Below are 15375 nucleotides of genomic sequence, written 5' to 3'. Positions count from 1 at the left end.
TGGCATAACCCTATATATTAGTCAACTTAAATAATTGTACTTGTTATAATTTTTCTTTAAAAACCAGCAGAGCTATGAAAGAACTAAGATTTAGACTCTTTATCATTCTCGGTGCTATTGCACTGAGTTTGTACTTGCTGCATTACACATATGCCGATTACCAGAACAATAAGAAGGTCGATAAGATCAGACAGCACGTAATTGACAGCGTACGCAGCGCAAACCCCAAACTCGCCACAGACAAAGTTCAGGCACTTGGCGAATCAGTTGCAGACAGCGTCAGGGTTAATAACCCATCCTACGCTAAGGACCGTGCAAAAAGGCTTAAGTTAGGCCTCGACCTGCAGGGCGGTATGTACATGGTTATGGAAGTAAATACCACTGAAATGCTCAGAAAACTTGCCAAGGATCCTGATGCCAACTTCCGCCAGGCTTTACAGTCAGCTGAAAATGAAGTCAGAACCAGTGACGCCGATATCGTAAGCGTTCTGGCGCGCAATATACAGAGCAAGGGTATAAGACTGAGCCGCTACTTCGGCACGATCAGGGAAAGTGATAATGAGATAATCTCTAGTCTTAGGAAACAGGCCGACGACGCAGTAAGCCGTGCAATGGAAATTATTAGAAACCGTGTCGATCAGTACGGCGTTTCGGAACCCAGCATTCAGAAGCAGGGCAGCCGCAGAATTATCGTTGAGCTGCCTGGCGTGGCTAAGGAAGAAGAAGCCAAGCACCTTCTGCAGGGAAGCGCTCTTCTGGAATTCAAACTCTTAAAGGATCCTAACTTTACCGTTCAGGTAATGCAGAAAGTTGACGAGGTTTTGGCCGGAACCGGTATTGCCGACTCAACACTGAACGATTCTACAAAAGCAGCCAACAAGACTGCAGCTGCAAAGAAAGACACTACACAGAAGCAGTTAAGCAAGGAAGAATTTGCAAAACAGCATCCTTTCTTCTCTATCGCTATGATTCCTCCTCAGGCTCAAACAGCTGAAGCTTACGTAAAGGAATCTGACAGGGGTAAACTTGACATGATGCTCAACCGCCCCGAAGTTAAGAAAGTAATGCCTGATAACGTTGAATTCCTTTATTCGGCTAAACCGATTACTGGCCAGGACGGTGGCAAATACCGCCTCCTTTACCTCGTAAATAAAAACCCTGAACTTACAGGCGGAACAATTACTGAGGCCCGTGCAAATATCGATCCGCAGACCTCAGGTGCCGAAGTTACAATGCAGATGAACTCCGAAGGCGCCAGAGAATGGGCACGCATCACAGGCTCAAACGTCGGAAAAAGAATTGCAATCGTGCTCGATAACTTTGTTTACTCGGCTCCTACGGTTCAGAACAAGATTCCGAACGGAAGTTCACAGATCACTGGCATGAAAGATATGGATGAAGCTAAGCTCATCGAAATCGTTCTTAAGGCCGGTGCACTTCCTGCCCCTGTTGAAATTATGGAAGAGAGAATCGTTGGCCCTTCACTCGGTACAGACTCTGTTTACCAGGGACTTAACTCGGCTCTGATAGGTTACCTCTTCATCGCTATCTTTATGATAATTTATTACCAGAAATCAGGCGCAATTGCAGATCTGGGATTGTTCATCACAATACTCATTATCATGGGTGTTCTTGCAGGCTTCAGCGCAACACTGACTTTACCCGGTATCGCCGGTATCGTATTAACCATGGGTATGGCCGTTGACGCTAACGTGCTTATCTTTGAAAGAATCAGAGAGGAAATGGCTACGGGTAAAACCCTGAAAGCCGCCGTTGACAGCGGATTTGCTAATTCATATTCCGCTATTCTTGACTCTAATATTACCACTTTCATCACCGGATTGATACTCTATCAGTTCGGCGGAAGCGGCCCGGTTCAGGGTTTCGCTCTCACACTGATGATCGGTATCGTTGTAAGTATGTTCAGCGCACTAGTCGTCGCCCGTGTGGTCTATGACTTCATGATCGCAAGAGGCGCTAAAATTTCCATAGGTTAATAAAATCGGATTCTAAGGAGAATAAAATAAATGCGGATATTTCATAATTTAGATGTAGACTTTATGGGCAAGAGAAGATTTTTCTACTTCCTCAGCGCCCTGTTCTTTTTGATAGGTCTCGTTGCTGTTGTATTCAGAGGCCTTATATTCGGTATCGACTTTAAGGGTGGTACTGAAATCGCCCTGCAGTTTCAGAAGCCTGTGGAAATATCACAGGTCAGAAACTACGTAAATAATATAGGCCTTGGCGAGGTTGAACTTAAAACTTTCGGCCAGTCAAGCGGTATACTGATGAGAACCGAAATTCAGGAGATCCCGAAGAATATCCTTCCCCGTGTAATCGGCGGAATCGACAAGACGATTGAAAAGGATTTTCCCGGACTTAAACGCCAGATTGTTGATACTACTGCAACTTCTGTTACTTTTGCTTTTACTAACCCCGACACCACAAATGCAGTTGTTAACCAGCTTCTTTCCGAGGGTTACCAGTCAGGTAAATTCTCTGAAGAAGCTACCAACACCAAAATGGTCGTCCGTGTAGGTATCTCTGAATGGATTAAGGAAAACCTGAAAGAGAAAATGCCCGGTAACTCATTCCAGGTCCTCAAAGAAGACAAGGTCGGTCCTAAGGTCGGAAACGAACTGAAGACACAGGCTTTGATCTCTGTTTTCCTTTCTCTGGTGGGTATCCTTATTTACCTGGCATTCAGGTTTAAGTTCATCTTTGCTTTCGGAGCCGTTGTGGCGCTCTTCCACGACGTTCTGATTACTCTGGGACTTTATGCGGCACTATACAACGTTATTCCGGGGCTTAATCTCGAAATTAACCTGACTGTGGTGGCGGCATTCCTTACACTTATCGGTTACTCTGTAAACGATACGGTTATCGTGTTCGACCGTGTGAGGGAGTATCTCAAAATCCACAAGTCAATGCCAATTGAAGAAGCAATGAACAAAGCCGTTAACGCAACTATGAGCCGTACGGTTTTAACCGGAGGTACTACGCTGATGTCAGTTCTGGTACTCCTCATATTCGGCGGTGAAGTTTTAAGGGCATTCTCATTCACACTGTTCTTCGGTATCATTACCGGAACATATTCCTCGGTATTCGTAGCCAGCGCTATAGTGCTTGAATATGTGAACAGGACAAAAGGGAAAATCGACTTTTAACGTGTTTTGATTGTAAGAAAAAGCCGGCTTAAGGAATTCCATAAGCCGGCTTTTGTGTTTTTATACTGTAACTATTATTGCTAATTTTGTGACAACAAAAAGGAATTACTTGATATGAGCAAATTTATTGATCTTAGAAGCGACACGGTAACACGCCCGACTGATGCCATGCGCAAGGTTATGTATGAGGCCGAAGTTGGCGACGACGTTTATCAGGAGGACCCTACCGTAAATAAACTCCAGAATTATGCGGCTGAACTTTTGGGTAAAGAAGCTGCGCTCTACGTCCCTAGCGGCACAATGGGTAACCAGCTCTGCCTTAATACCTGGACGAGCCCGGGCGACGAGGTCATCTGCGAAATGGATGCCCACATCTTTAACTATGAATCGGGTTCACCCGCCGTCCTTAGCGGCATTCAGATTCTCCCGATCGTAGGCAATAAGGGCGTTATTACGCCGGAACAGGTTGAACCTATGATCAGACCCGTTTCAGCTTACTATATGCCTAAATCCAGGCTGATTGAAGTTGAGAATACACACAACAGGGCCGGCGGCACAATCCACCCGATTGAAAACATCATAGCCCTCAAAAAACTGGCAAGGAAATACAACCTCTATATCCATCTGGACGGCGCGAGGATCTGGAACGCCTCGGTTGCAACTGGAATTCCTGTAAGTGAATACGCAAGCCATTTTGATTCAGTCTCCTGCTGCCTTTCAAAAGGACTGGGCGCTCCGGCCGGATCAATTATAGCAGGACCAAAGGAATTTATTGAAAAGGCTTTCAGGACACGCAAAGCCTGGGGCGGCGGAATGAGACAGATCGGCTCTCTTGCTGCAGCAGGACTTTATGCCCTAAAGAACAACATTGAACGCCTGAAAGAAGATCACGAAAAAGCATGCATAATTGCCAAAAGCCTCTCTGAAAACCCGAAGGTTGAAGTTGACCTGTCGTCAGTTCAGACAAACATCATAATTGTAAAACCCCGCACCATGACACCGGACGAACTCATTGCAAAATGCAAGGGAAAAGGCCTCCTTATCTCAGGCGGGAAAATCGATTCTGTAAGAATAGTAACCCACCTGGATGCTAGCTTTGAAGACGTAGAAAAAGCTGTAAAAATCCTTCAGGAAGTTTTAGCCTGATCTATGTTAGTAAAGAAGCGGGGTTTTTCATTTTAATATGAAGAACTTCGCTTCACTGTTTTAAACTTAAAACTCAAAACTCAAAACTTAAGGAAATATGGACGGCTTTAATCATAAAATTTCTTTCAGGGTACAGTTCCACGAAGTGGACCTCCTGGGCGTCGTAAACAACGCCGTTTACTTTAACTATTTTGAAACCGCCCGCATTGAATACCTGAAGGCAGTGGGTCAGTTCAGGGACGTCAATAAAATGCAGCCGGGCGACAATTTTTTCTTAATCGCCCGGAATGAGTGCGACTATATTGAGCCCGCACTTTTTGACGATGAAGTTAACGTGTATACACGCGTGGGCTCAATTAAAAATTCCAGCTTTACTTTTGAACACCTGGTGGAAAATGCGAAAAATGGAAAGGTTCTTGCAAAAGGAGGCGGTGTAATGGTGCATATAAACAGCAGGGAAAAGAAATCCACGCCTCTTCCGGAAGAATTCTATAAGTCGGTTAAGTCGTATGACACTGAAGTAAAAGTAATTAAAAACGGTGAAGAGATTTGATTATTCAAAAGCAGGCCGCATATTTTTATGCGGCCTGCTTATAATTTTAGTGGCTTACGCCTGCCATGGCATTGGGGTCGTGCTTGTGCTTGAAGAAGAGAGCGAATAATATGGCAACAACCAGCGCGTAGGCAGAGAATGCGATCCAGATCCCGTGCCAGTCAAATGCGCTAAGGCCGTCTGCAGTTGTAACCGTAAAATACTTATCAATTACAATTCCGCTTATCCTGCTTCCTAAGAAGGCGCCAAAACCGTTCGTCATCATCATAAACAGGCCCTGCGCGCTTGCGCGGATCTCTGGAGTGCTTTGGGTTTCAACATAAATTGAGCCTGAAATGTTGAAGAAATCAAATGCCATTCCGTAAATGATGCATGAGAGAATTATCATCCAGAGCCCGTCTGTTGGGTTCCCGTAGGCAAAGAGCCCAAAGCGGAGTACCCAGGCAACCATGCTTATCAGCATTACCTTTTTAATCCCGAATTTCTTTAAGAAGAAGGGAATTGCAAGTATAAACAGTGTCTCGGAGATCTGTGAGATCGACATTATGATTGCAGGGTATTTAACTGCAAGTGAATCCTGGTAAGCTGCTATTCCGTTAAAGTCGTGCAGGAATGTATCGCCGTATGCGTTTGTAAGCTGAAGAGCCGCTCCAAGGAGCATGGCGAAAATAAAAAACAAAGCCATCTTAACGTTCTTGAAAAGGGCAAATGCATTAAGCCCCAGAGCATCGAAAAAAGATTTCTTTTCTCCGTGTCCAAGCGGCGGGCATTTGGGAAGTGTAAAAGAATAAATCCCTAAAAATATTGAACAGACAGAGGCAACATAAAACTGCATGGCGGAAGTTTCAAAGCCGCTCAGACTTATGGTCCAAAGTGCCACAATAAACCCGATTGTGCCGAAAACTCTTATTGGCGGATAATCTTTTACTATATCCATCTGTGAGTTTTTTAAGGAAGTATAAGAGACGCTTATTGCAAGAGCAATTGTCGGCATATAAAACATCATGTCCAAAAGCATCACCCAGAACATTGTATCCGGATTATTTATAAGAGGAACGGTAAACAGAACAATGCCCCCTAAAAGGTGAAAAATACCCAGGAGCTTCTCGGCATTCAACCACCGGTCGGCAATAATTCCTGCAATTGCAGGCATGAACAGCGATGCAATACCCATGGTGGAAAAAATAGCTCCGAATTCTGTGCCCGACCAGTGCTTGGTCTGGAACCAGTAGGCACCAATCGTCAAAAGCCAGCTTCCCCAAATGAAAAACTGGAAGAAATTCATTACAGTTAAACGTAGTTTAATGTTCATATCTTGTGTTTTGGAAGTTGATAAAATATTCAGGCATAAAGATATTAAATCCTTTTGAAATAAAAAGTACCTCCAAAGAAAAATATCATTAAAATTATGGAGAGGAAACTGAGGCAGGATAGCGCGGAAAACCGGGCGCCGGGCCATTCCCCGGCGCCTCTTAAGTGTGTAACTGATTAATTTACATCAAATATTCACCATCTTCATCGTAGCCTCCGGATACCTTAGCCCGCTTGCGGCACCTTTGGGCATTACCTGATCAATCCTTTCAAAGTCATTTTTAGTAAGCTTAATATCCGCTGCTGCCACGTTTTCTTCCAGATACTTCCTTCTTTTTGTACCCGGAATGGGGACTATGTCCTTTCCCTGCGCCAGCACCCAGGCAATTGCAAGCTGGCTTGCCCTGACGCTTTTGCCGTTTGCAATTTCTTCAACCCGCTTTACAAGATCAAGGTTCTTCTGGAAATTCTCTCCCTGAAACCGGGGCGAAAACCTCCTGAAGTCATCGGGATCCAGGTCCTCATAGTTTACGATCCTGCCCGTAAGGAAGCCTCTTCCTAAAGGGCTGTAGGCGACAAAGCCTATACCAAGCTCCCTTACTGTGGGGAGTATTTCATCTTCGGGATCCCTTGTCCAGAGGGAATATTCTGTCTGAAGAGCCGAAATAGGATGCGTTGAGTGGGCTCGCCTGATTGTATTGGGGCCCGCTTCACTTAGACCAAGGAAACGCACTTTGCCCGCCTTTACCAGGTCCGCCATCGCCCCAACGGTATCTTCAATCGGTACATTCGGGTCAACGCGGTGCTGGTAGTATAAATCGATATGGTCTACCCCGAGGCGCTTTAATGATGCCTCGCATGCACTCTTTACGTATTCAGGGCGGCCGTTTACGCCTCGGACATTAGGATCACCGGTCCTCTGTATGCCGAATTTTGTTGCCAGCACCACCTTGTCGCGCCTGTCGCGGATTGCTCTTCCTACAAGTTCTTCATTTATAAATGGGCCGTACATGTCCGCCGTGTCCAGGAAGTTAACTCCAAGTTCAAGCGCCCTGTGTATTGTGGCTATACTCTCGTTGTCATCCCTTCCGCCGTAGAATTCCGACATCCCCATGCACCCCAAACCAATTGCCGAAACCTTCAGGCCCTGGGTTCCTAATTCACGCTGTTCCATACTTACTCCGTTAAAGTTGATTTATATGCTAACCTTTAAAATTATACAAAGGCCCCGGAAGAAAAGCAATCTGATTAGCTGCGGCATGGCTTCATATAAATTGCCTAGAGAACCGGCATATCGTCCAGACCGCCGGCATTGACAACATCCTGATATCCGCAGCTCTTCAAAATGCTGGCCGCATATGCACTTCTTGCTCCTGAAGCACAGTAAACAATTATCGGGCTGTCGAACTGTCCAAATTCCTTTATCCTTGCCTTAACCTGATCTACCGGAATGTTGATCGCATTTGGGTAGGCTTCTTCACTAAATTCCTCGCTGGTACGAACATCTACTATTTTAGCTCCGGCTTTAATTTTTTCTTTTAATCCTGACATCTTTTTTCTCCGTAAATAATAATATTAATTGTTGAAATTCCATCCATTAAACCATTGTGCTGCAGAATAACCTCCAGCAATATTAAATAAATTTTTATATCCTTCGGCTTTCAATATCTGCAGGCTTGTGTGACCAAGAAACCCATCCTTGCTCAGTATATAAATTGTCTTGTCTTTTGGTATTTCACCAAGCCGGTCACGTATCTCATCTGCCGGAATATGAAGTGCCCCGCAAAAGGGTGCTTTTGCCTGCTCGCCCACAGTGCGTACATCAAGTATAAGGCTGTCTTTGATTCCCGGTTCCAAAAGAACCTGTGCCGGAGTCTTCAGGGGGCTATATCCCATTATATCGTTCATGCCGATAAATGCTGCAATGTTTACAGGATCATTTGCGGTGTTATATGGTGGCGCATAAGCTAGATCCAATTCCGACAGATCCTCCAGGGTCATATTCCCATGAAGAGCCGTTGCCAGCACATCAATTCTTTTTTCTACGCCTGATTCCCCATATGCCTGTGCACCAAGAAGCCTGCCTGACTTTTTGTCAAAGACAATCTTAAGGGCCAGAGGCTTTCCGCCCGGGAAATATGCTGCATGATTATCCTTAAAAACATAAGAGACTCCGGTGTCATATCCTGCTTCACGTGCAGTTTTTTCTGAAAGCCCGGTTGATGCTGCAGTGCGCTCAAAAAGCTTTACCACGGAAGTTCCGAGCGCTCCGCGGTATTTCATGCTTCCGCCCAGTACATTCGTCCCTGCAATTCTTCCCTGGCGGTTTGCCGGCCCTGCCAGCGGAATGCGCACTTTTTTGCCATGGACTTTATTTATGACCTCCACCATATCTCCGGCTGCATAAATGTCAGGGTCGCTCGTTCTCATGTTTTCATCAGTAACGAGCCCGCCACTAATCCCTGTTTCCAGGCCAGCTGATTTAGCGAGCGATAATTCAGGGCGTACACCAATTGACAAAAGTACCATATCAGTCTCTATTACTGAGCCGTCTGTCAGTGTAACGCCATTTCCGGAAACTGAAGACAAGCCGGCGTTTGTTTTAACAATTATCCCTTTTTCTTCAAGCCCCGATTTTATCATCGCTCCGAATTCGGGATCCATGGATATCATTAGCTGCTCTGCCAGTTCAACAAGTGTTACTTCAATTCCTCTTGCCGACAAAGCCTCTGCCATTTCAAGACCGATGAAGCCCCCGCCCGTAATGACAGCCCTTGCGGGATGCTTTTCTTCTATGTATTTATGTATGCGGTCCATATCCGGAATTGTCCAGAGCTTGAATACATGCTCCAGTGTTATGCCTGGAATCGGGGGCACAATTGGGCTGCCGCCTTGCGCCAGTATCAGTTTGTCGTAAGATAGAAGTTCTTCGCCCGTCTGTGTTTTGACAACTACCTTCTTTTCAGTGCGCTTTATTTCAAGGGCTTCGGTATTTGTTTTGACCGCTACCCTGTACCTGCTGAAAAAACCCTCTGGCGTTTGCAGCAGCAGCTTTGAGCGCCGCTGTATATCCCTGCTTATAAAGTAGGGAAGGCCGCAGTTGGCAAAGCTGACATAAGGGCCTTTTTCAAGTATGGTTATTTCTGCTTTTTCGTCTAAACGCCTGATTCGTGCAGCAGCCGTAGCCCCACCTGCCACACCGCCAATGATCAATATTTTTGTAGAATTACTTTTTCCCATCTGATTTTCTTTAGTAATAATATAATTGTTTTAGAATTTAATTTTACCAGCATTCAAATATTAAGATGAACGTATGATGCAGATAAGATAAATAGGATTCACCTTTGCGGCCTCAGAAAATTATTTTTATAATCCATCTCTCCTTCTTAGGATCCTTCAAAAAAATAATTTCCATTATTCCCGTTATATCCTATCTTATATTCAGATGCAGGAATTTAAGCTATGAAGAAAATTGTACTTGATATTGAGACCTGCGGCTTCGGCCTTAATGACCTTTCAGAGTCTCAGCGGGAATTCCTCCTGAGGGAACAGGAAATCTGGAAAGCGCCTCAGACGATTACTGAAGAAGACGTTGAACGCTCCTTAAGCTATTACCCCTTTACTGCCAGGATAATTGCAATAGGCCTGATGGACGTGGAATCTGAAAAAACCGCAGTTTATTATGAAGCTGTGGAAAAAGAGGAGTGGGCAGAGCCTGAGAAAAATACCAGGTACATAGGACGCTCTGAATGCGAGATGCTGAGACTATTCTGGAAGATTATGGCCCAGACAGAGCTGGTAATTACCTTTAACGGAAGGACTTTTGATATCCCTTTTCTTATGATGCGTTCGGCCATGCTTAAAGTTAAGCCGGTAAAAAATATAATTAAAAACCGCTTCGATAAATCGCACCATGTAGATCTTTTGGACCAGCTTAGCTTCTACGGCGCAGCAAGAAAATTTAACCTCGACTTCTATTGTCATGCCTTCGGCATAAAATCCCCAAAGTCAAAAGAATTGAACGGAAGAGAGGTGAAGAATTATTATTTATCAGGCCGTATAAAGGAAATTGCAAGCTATTGCGCGGGAGATGTTCATGCAGCCTATGAGCTATATAAGATTTGGAATGAATACCTTAACCTGGAAACTTAAAACTCAAAACTCAAAACTTAAAATTCAACATTCAACATTAAAAAAAGAAGGGCTGCCGATTTCTCCGCAGCCCAATGAATACTTTACATCAGAAAAAAACTAAAACTCAAGCTCTACTCCCGCAACAGGGAAGAGTGTGTACTGATAAACTTCATCCACCGTACCATCTGAATTATACTGGTAGACTGCAATATTCTTCCTGTTATAAAGGTTTTCAATCGAGAGGAAAATCCTCAGATTCCATTTCTCAAAATTATACCTGCTGTTGAAGGAAATATCCAGCCTGTGGTAATCAGGGTACCGAACAGAATTTATTTCATCTGTCGGAATCCATGTGCCCCTGCCCCATTTGACGCCTCCTTCCATATGCTGCTCCGTTGTAACGTAGCGGTTCGGCGTATATGGCTTTCCGCTTGCATAGCGCCAGCGGAGGCTTATTTCCATGTCGTTTGAAAAAGGCAGAATGTAACTGGGGTACTTTATGTAAAAGGGCATGGAACTAAGTTTGTCTCTTAAGCCGCTGAATCTTTTTCCCACAATAGCGGTAAAGACATGAGGGAAATCATAATCGGAAGCATATTCCTCTCCCTCGCGCCCTATGCGGGGATCTTTCATCTTTGACCACATCCTTGAATAACTTATTGTTCCGTAGAGATCCTTTACCATTTTCTGCTGGAGCATCATGTCAAAGCCGTATGCCGTCTGTCTGCCGAGGTTAAGATTTCTTTCTGAACGCATCATTCTGTCGTTGAAATTTACAAATGTCTCGGAAACAGGAATATCCGTATATGACTTGTGATATCCTTCTACCGTAAGCTTTAAGCCGTCATCCAGTATGTGCTCAACACCTAAGACCAGGTGCCTTGCATGTGTATTCTTAAGGTATCTATTGACGTCGCTGTGGTAGCGGTCGCCGTATGTGGGGTACGACTGCGACTGGTAAAACTCCCCGTATGCGAAGTTAATATTGGTCAGGGCCGGAACAATATAATATGTCATGGCAAGGCGTGGACTCACGTTACCATGCTTGCTGTAAGTGAAGTAGTCGTATCTGAGCCCCAGGTTAATTATCATCCTGTCCTCAAAAAGCTTAAACTTGTCGTTAACATAAGCGTAAGTCTTATAGTTGTCAAAAAGTCGTATGTCGTATACCGGGCTTGTAGACGGGACCACTACAGGATCACTCCACAGGCCGTTAATTAAATACCGTGCCGAGTCCCCGGAAACAAAGAGGTCCTGGTCGTAGTTGGCTGTTGCCACGGAGCCGCCAAAGTTAAGCTCCTGGAATTTGGATAAATTCCATACAAACTCACTTTTGAATGTTAACTGTCCGTTGTCGTGGTTCTCATTGTAAACCGGCCTCCTGTTAAGCACGCGCGAGGATGCGAGTGTGCCAGAAGCGTTATAAAACCTTTCCGTAAAGTTTTCAGCTACATCCACGGAGTTGTGATAATCGTTGTAGTAAAGTGTCACAAGAGAGTAAAAGTTCTTGCTCCAGAGGCTCTTTAGTGTAAGACCTGTAGCGTACTGCCGCTGCCTGACGTCAGCTCTCTCCAGCCCTATTGAATCAGCTTTTCCTGCCATTGACTGGTCAGAAGATTCAGGCTCGCCGTTAAAAAATATTTTATCATTACCGTAAATGCCTGCCCATGAGAGCTTGTGGACTTTTGAGAGGTCGTAGGCCGCCTTAAACTGAATGTCATAATATCTGGGCACTGCCGAAAGTCCGATTCCGCCTGTTATGAGGTCAAGGAAGCTTTTTCTGGCCGAGAGTATCCAGGAGCCCTGTCCGCCGTTTATGGCGCCTTCCATTACGGCTCCGTAGCCCGCCATGGAAAGATTGAAATTGGCATTAAAGGGATTGTTTCTTGTACCTTCGCGCGAGGTGATGTTCATGACAGAAGAAAGCTTGTCGCCGTATTTTGAAATAAAGCCTCCGGTTGAGAACTGAATGTCTTCTATCAGGTCAACGTTAACCATGTTGATAGGCCCGCCGGAATTATACTCGTTGGGGTAGTGGTTTGTTGAGTGGATCTCCATGTTGTCAAAAACCGTAAGGTTTTCATTCGGAGAGCCTCCTCTAACCAGTAGCTCATTTGTCTGGTCGTTTGAAAATGATACTCCAGCCATGCCCTGAAGTATTCTCTGAAAGTCCTGCACCGATCCCGGAGAGCGCCTTATCTCCTCGGGCCCTAGCACAACAGTGCTCAAATTGTTGTCTTTGGTTGCCTTGTCAAAATAGTCCGCTTTAACCAAAACCTGCCCAAGTTCAAAAGAGGTCTCTTCCATTTTAACGGCAATATTGCATTCGCTGCTGGTTGTTACAATGACATCTGTCTTTACCACAGTCTGATATCCGATTGAGCTGACAGTAATGGAATAGCTTCCAACCGGAACTTTAATTCTGAATTTGCCGTCCTCTGTGCTTGTGGCCCCTGTGGACTTTAATTCGTTTACCACTATATTTGCTCCCATCAGAGGCTCTTTGGTCTTTGCGTCAGTAACCTCGCCATTTATGTAGTTTTGCTGGGAAAACAAATTTGAGTGGAAAATAAAAAGAAATGAAATTAACAGAATTCCCCTAAAAAATCTCATTTTTACATGGTCCCTTTGTTTTTATGTGTTTCTAAAATTTAGACGGTAGAAAGTACAAATAGTTCTAAGGCCCCGCAAAAAGAAATCGGTGTAAGCCCGGTATTTCCCCGCCAGATGCCTGAAATTGCCGACGGCTAAATGACCCGCATATTTACTTCTAAAGCTCCGTGAAAAGTGTTATATTACGGAATAATAATTTCACATTTATTTACTGGACCAAATATAAATGAAAGAACCGGAAGTAACTTTGCAATTAGCCCTGGAACATGGACTTACTGAAGAAGAATATAACAGGATACTTAATATATTAGGCCGCACGCCGAACTATACCGAACTCGGTATCTTCAGCGTTATGTGGAGCGAACACTGCAGCTATAAAAACTCAATAGCTCTCCTTAAGACCCTCCCCAGAAGCGGCGGCAGGCTCTTAGTCGGCGCAGGCGAGGAAAATGCAGGGCTCGTGGACATTGGTGACGGTCTCGGGGTTGTATTCAAGATTGAAAGCCATAACCACCCTTCGGCAGTTGAACCCTACCAGGGGGCTGCTACAGGCGTTGGCGGAATCTTAAGGGATATTTTTACCATGGGTGCCCGCCCTATCGCATCTCTGAACTCACTAAGGTTCGGAACACTTGATGACGCAAGAACCAGATTCCTTTTCGACGGCATTGTTAAGGGAATAGGGGACTACGGCAACTGCTTCGGAGTGCCGACTGTGGCAGGCGAGGTTTATTTCGATAATTCTTATAAAGGAAATCCTCTTGTAAACGCTATGGCTGTCGGAATAGTCAAAACCGACCGCGTTGCCTCGGCAACCGCCAATGGCGAAGGTAACCCGGTTATGATAGTTGGATCTTCTACCGGACGCGACGGAATCCACGGGGCAACTTTTGCCTCTGAGGAAATCTCAGAGAAGTCCGAAGCCAAACGCCCCTCGGTCCAGGCGGGTGACCCATTCACCGAAAAACTCCTTCTTGAAGCCACTCTGGAAATCATAAAAGAAGACCTTATAGTTGGCATACAGGACATGGGAGCTGCCGGCATATCATGCTCAACTTCAGAGATGAGCGCCAAGGGGGAATCAGGTATGAAGATTGACCTAAGTAAGGTTCCCTTAAGAGAAAAGGGAATGACCGCCTATGAGATCATGCTTTCTGAAAGCCAGGAAAGAATGCTCGTTGTGGTGAAAAAAGGAAATGAAAGCAGGGTAAAAGAAATTTTTGACAAATGGGACCTGCACTGTGAAATTGTTGGAGAGGTAACTAATAGCGGCATACTGGAAATTGACTATGAAGGAGAGCGCAAGGCAACTGTCCCTGCTTTCGACCTCGTCCTGGGTGGGGGCGCCCCGGTCTATATAAGGGAAACCAAAGAACCTGAATATCTTAAGACTACAAGAAAATACGATTTTTCAAATACTCCCAGACCCGCTGATATGAAAGATGTTTTTGAAAAACTCTTCAGCTCGCCTAACATCGCTTCAAAAAGATGGGTCTATGAACAGTACGACTCCATGGTAAGAACAAACACCATCGTGGGACCGGGATGCGATTCGGCCGTAATATTCGTCAAGGATACCAATAAGGCGCTTGCAGCCAAGACCGACTGCAACGGGAAATATGTATACCTTAATCCTAAAGAAGGCACCAAGATTGCTGTTTCCGAATCCGCAAGAAATATCGTCTGCTCGGGCGGTGTCCCTCTTGCAATTACAAACTGCCTTAACTTCGGAAACCCGTATAAGCCCGAGGTCTACTGGCAGTTCAAACAGGCTATTGAAGGAATGGGCGAGGCCTGCCGGTATTTCGATACCCCGGTTACGGGCGGAAATGTCTCTTTCTATAATGAGTCGCCTGAAACCTCAGTCTATCCCACACCCGTTATCGGTATGATAGGCCTCGTTGAGGACCTGAAGGACGTTACAACTTCCTACTTCAAAGGACAAGGCGACCTGATTTATCTTCTCGGAGAGGATTTTGAAGAGATGGGCGGAAGCGAATATATGCAGCTCATTCACGGTAATGTAGCAGGCGAATGCCCGAAAATGGACCTTGAACGGGAGAAAAAACTTCAGGATGCGCTTCTTTCCTTGATTAAGGGAGGGTTTATCCGTTCGGCTCATGACGTCTCAGACGGCGGAATTATGACGGCAGTTGCTGAATGCTGCATTATGGAAAGGGAATATGCCGTTGGCGCAGAGGTGAATATCCCGCTTAAAACAAGAGAGGATTTCTCCTTATTCTCTGAAAGCCAGTCGAGAGTAATTGTGTCTGTTGAGGCTGCTAAAAAAGAGGAATTTGAACAGAAGCTTTCCGGATCAGGACAGGCATTTACCCTTCTTGGAACAACGGGCGGAAGCAAGTTTAGTGTAAACGGTAAGTACGAGTTTTCTTTAGACAACTTAATTGACCTTTATTACAACTCAATTTCCAAAGTAATGAATGCTTCAAT

The 15375-nt window shown here is 45.0% G+C and carries 11 protein-coding genes; 6 read left to right on the top strand and 5 right to left on the bottom strand.

Annotated features, from left to right (window positions below; translation table 11 throughout):
- The first annotated feature begins 74 nt into the window (after positions 1-74).
- From secD to HF312_18150, 4 genes are all read left to right on the top strand, one after another.
- The gene (gene secD, locus HF312_18165) at positions 75-1997 is read left to right on the top strand and encodes a protein translocase subunit SecD (GenBank protein MCU7522146.1); all 1923 of its coding nucleotides are present in this window, start codon (positions 75-77) and stop codon (positions 1995-1997) included.
- 30 nt (positions 1998-2027) lie between these two features.
- The gene (gene secF, locus HF312_18160; protein MCU7522145.1) at positions 2028-3167 is read left to right on the top strand and encodes a protein translocase subunit SecF; all 1140 of its coding nucleotides are present in this window, start codon (positions 2028-2030) and stop codon (positions 3165-3167) included.
- 114 nt (positions 3168-3281) lie between these two features.
- A complete protein-coding gene (gene ltaE, locus HF312_18155; GenBank protein ID MCU7522144.1) occupies positions 3282-4313 on the top strand; it encodes a low-specificity L-threonine aldolase in 1032 nt (343 codons plus the stop codon).
- A 97-nt stretch (positions 4314-4410) separates the two neighbouring features.
- Complete coding sequence (locus HF312_18150) at positions 4411-4866, top strand: acyl-CoA thioesterase (GenBank protein ID MCU7522143.1); 456 nt, start codon at positions 4411-4413, stop codon at positions 4864-4866.
- Between the two features lie 46 nt (positions 4867-4912).
- Here the strand turns inward: HF312_18150 and HF312_18145 are convergent, their stop codons facing one another.
- The 4 genes from HF312_18145 to HF312_18130 form a co-directional block, all read right to left on the bottom strand.
- Complete coding sequence (locus HF312_18145; protein ID MCU7522142.1) at positions 4913-6178, bottom strand: nucleoside permease; 1266 nt, start codon at positions 6176-6178, stop codon at positions 4913-4915.
- A 186-nt stretch (positions 6179-6364) separates the two neighbouring features.
- Complete coding sequence (locus HF312_18140; GenBank protein MCU7522141.1) at positions 6365-7351, bottom strand: aldo/keto reductase; 987 nt, start codon at positions 7349-7351, stop codon at positions 6365-6367.
- Positions 7352-7455: 104 nt separating this feature from the next.
- Entirely contained in the window at positions 7456-7728 is a 273-nt protein-coding gene (locus HF312_18135) for a rhodanese-like domain-containing protein (GenBank protein MCU7522140.1), read from the bottom strand.
- A 24-nt stretch (positions 7729-7752) separates the two neighbouring features.
- Complete coding sequence (locus HF312_18130) at positions 7753-9417, bottom strand: FAD-dependent oxidoreductase (protein ID MCU7522139.1); 1665 nt, start codon at positions 9415-9417, stop codon at positions 7753-7755.
- Between the two features lie 222 nt (positions 9418-9639).
- Here HF312_18130 and HF312_18125 point away from each other — a divergent pair, with 222 nt between their 5' ends.
- Positions 9640-10329 (top strand): 3'-5' exonuclease, encoded by a 690-nt coding sequence (locus HF312_18125; protein MCU7522138.1) that lies wholly within the window; start codon positions 9640-9642, stop codon positions 10327-10329.
- 99 nt (positions 10330-10428) lie between these two features.
- Here the strand turns inward: HF312_18125 and HF312_18120 are convergent, their stop codons facing one another.
- Complete coding sequence (locus HF312_18120; protein ID MCU7522137.1) at positions 10429-12924, bottom strand: TonB-dependent receptor; 2496 nt, start codon at positions 12922-12924, stop codon at positions 10429-10431.
- A 226-nt stretch (positions 12925-13150) separates the two neighbouring features.
- Here HF312_18120 and purL point away from each other — a divergent pair.
- On the top strand, positions 13151-15375 hold a 2225-nt coding region (purL, locus tag HF312_18115; protein MCU7522136.1), incomplete at its 3' end, for a phosphoribosylformylglycinamidine synthase subunit PurL.

This window comes from Ignavibacteria bacterium, from assembly GCA_025612375.1.
In the GTDB taxonomy this organism is placed as follows: domain Bacteria; phylum Bacteroidota; class Ignavibacteria; order Ignavibacteriales; family SURF-24; genus JAAXKN01.
The sequence above is the reverse complement of the archived record's forward strand: the minus strand, read 5'-3'. Positions and strand labels throughout refer to the sequence as shown.

Excerpts from the sequence above, each read along its gene's own strand:
- HF312_18150 (MCU7522143.1), top strand. The coding sequence starts at position 4,411 with ATGGACGGCTTTAATCATAAAATTTCTTTCAGGGTACAGTTCCACGAA.
- HF312_18125 (MCU7522138.1), top strand. The coding sequence starts at position 9,640 with ATGAAGAAAATTGTACTTGATATTGAGACCTGCGGCTTCGGCCTTAAT.
- HF312_18140 (MCU7522141.1), bottom strand. The coding sequence starts at position 7,351 with ATGGAACAGCGTGAATTAGGAACCCAGGGCCTGAAGGTTTCGGCAATT.
- HF312_18135 (MCU7522140.1), bottom strand. The coding sequence starts at position 7,728 with ATGTCAGGATTAAAAGAAAAAATTAAAGCCGGAGCTAAAATAGTAGAT.
- HF312_18145 (MCU7522142.1), bottom strand. The coding sequence starts at position 6,178 with ATGAACATTAAACTACGTTTAACTGTAATGAATTTCTTCCAGTTTTTC.
- HF312_18130 (MCU7522139.1), bottom strand. The coding sequence starts at position 9,417 with ATGGGAAAAAGTAATTCTACAAAAATATTGATCATTGGCGGTGTGGCA.
- ltaE (MCU7522144.1), top strand. The coding sequence starts at position 3,282 with ATGAGCAAATTTATTGATCTTAGAAGCGACACGGTAACACGCCCGACT.
- HF312_18120 (MCU7522137.1), bottom strand. The coding sequence starts at position 12,924 with ATGAGATTTTTTAGGGGAATTCTGTTAATTTCATTTCTTTTTATTTTC.
- secF (MCU7522145.1), top strand. The coding sequence starts at position 2,028 with ATGCGGATATTTCATAATTTAGATGTAGACTTTATGGGCAAGAGAAGA.
- secD (MCU7522146.1), top strand. The coding sequence starts at position 75 with ATGAAAGAACTAAGATTTAGACTCTTTATCATTCTCGGTGCTATTGCA.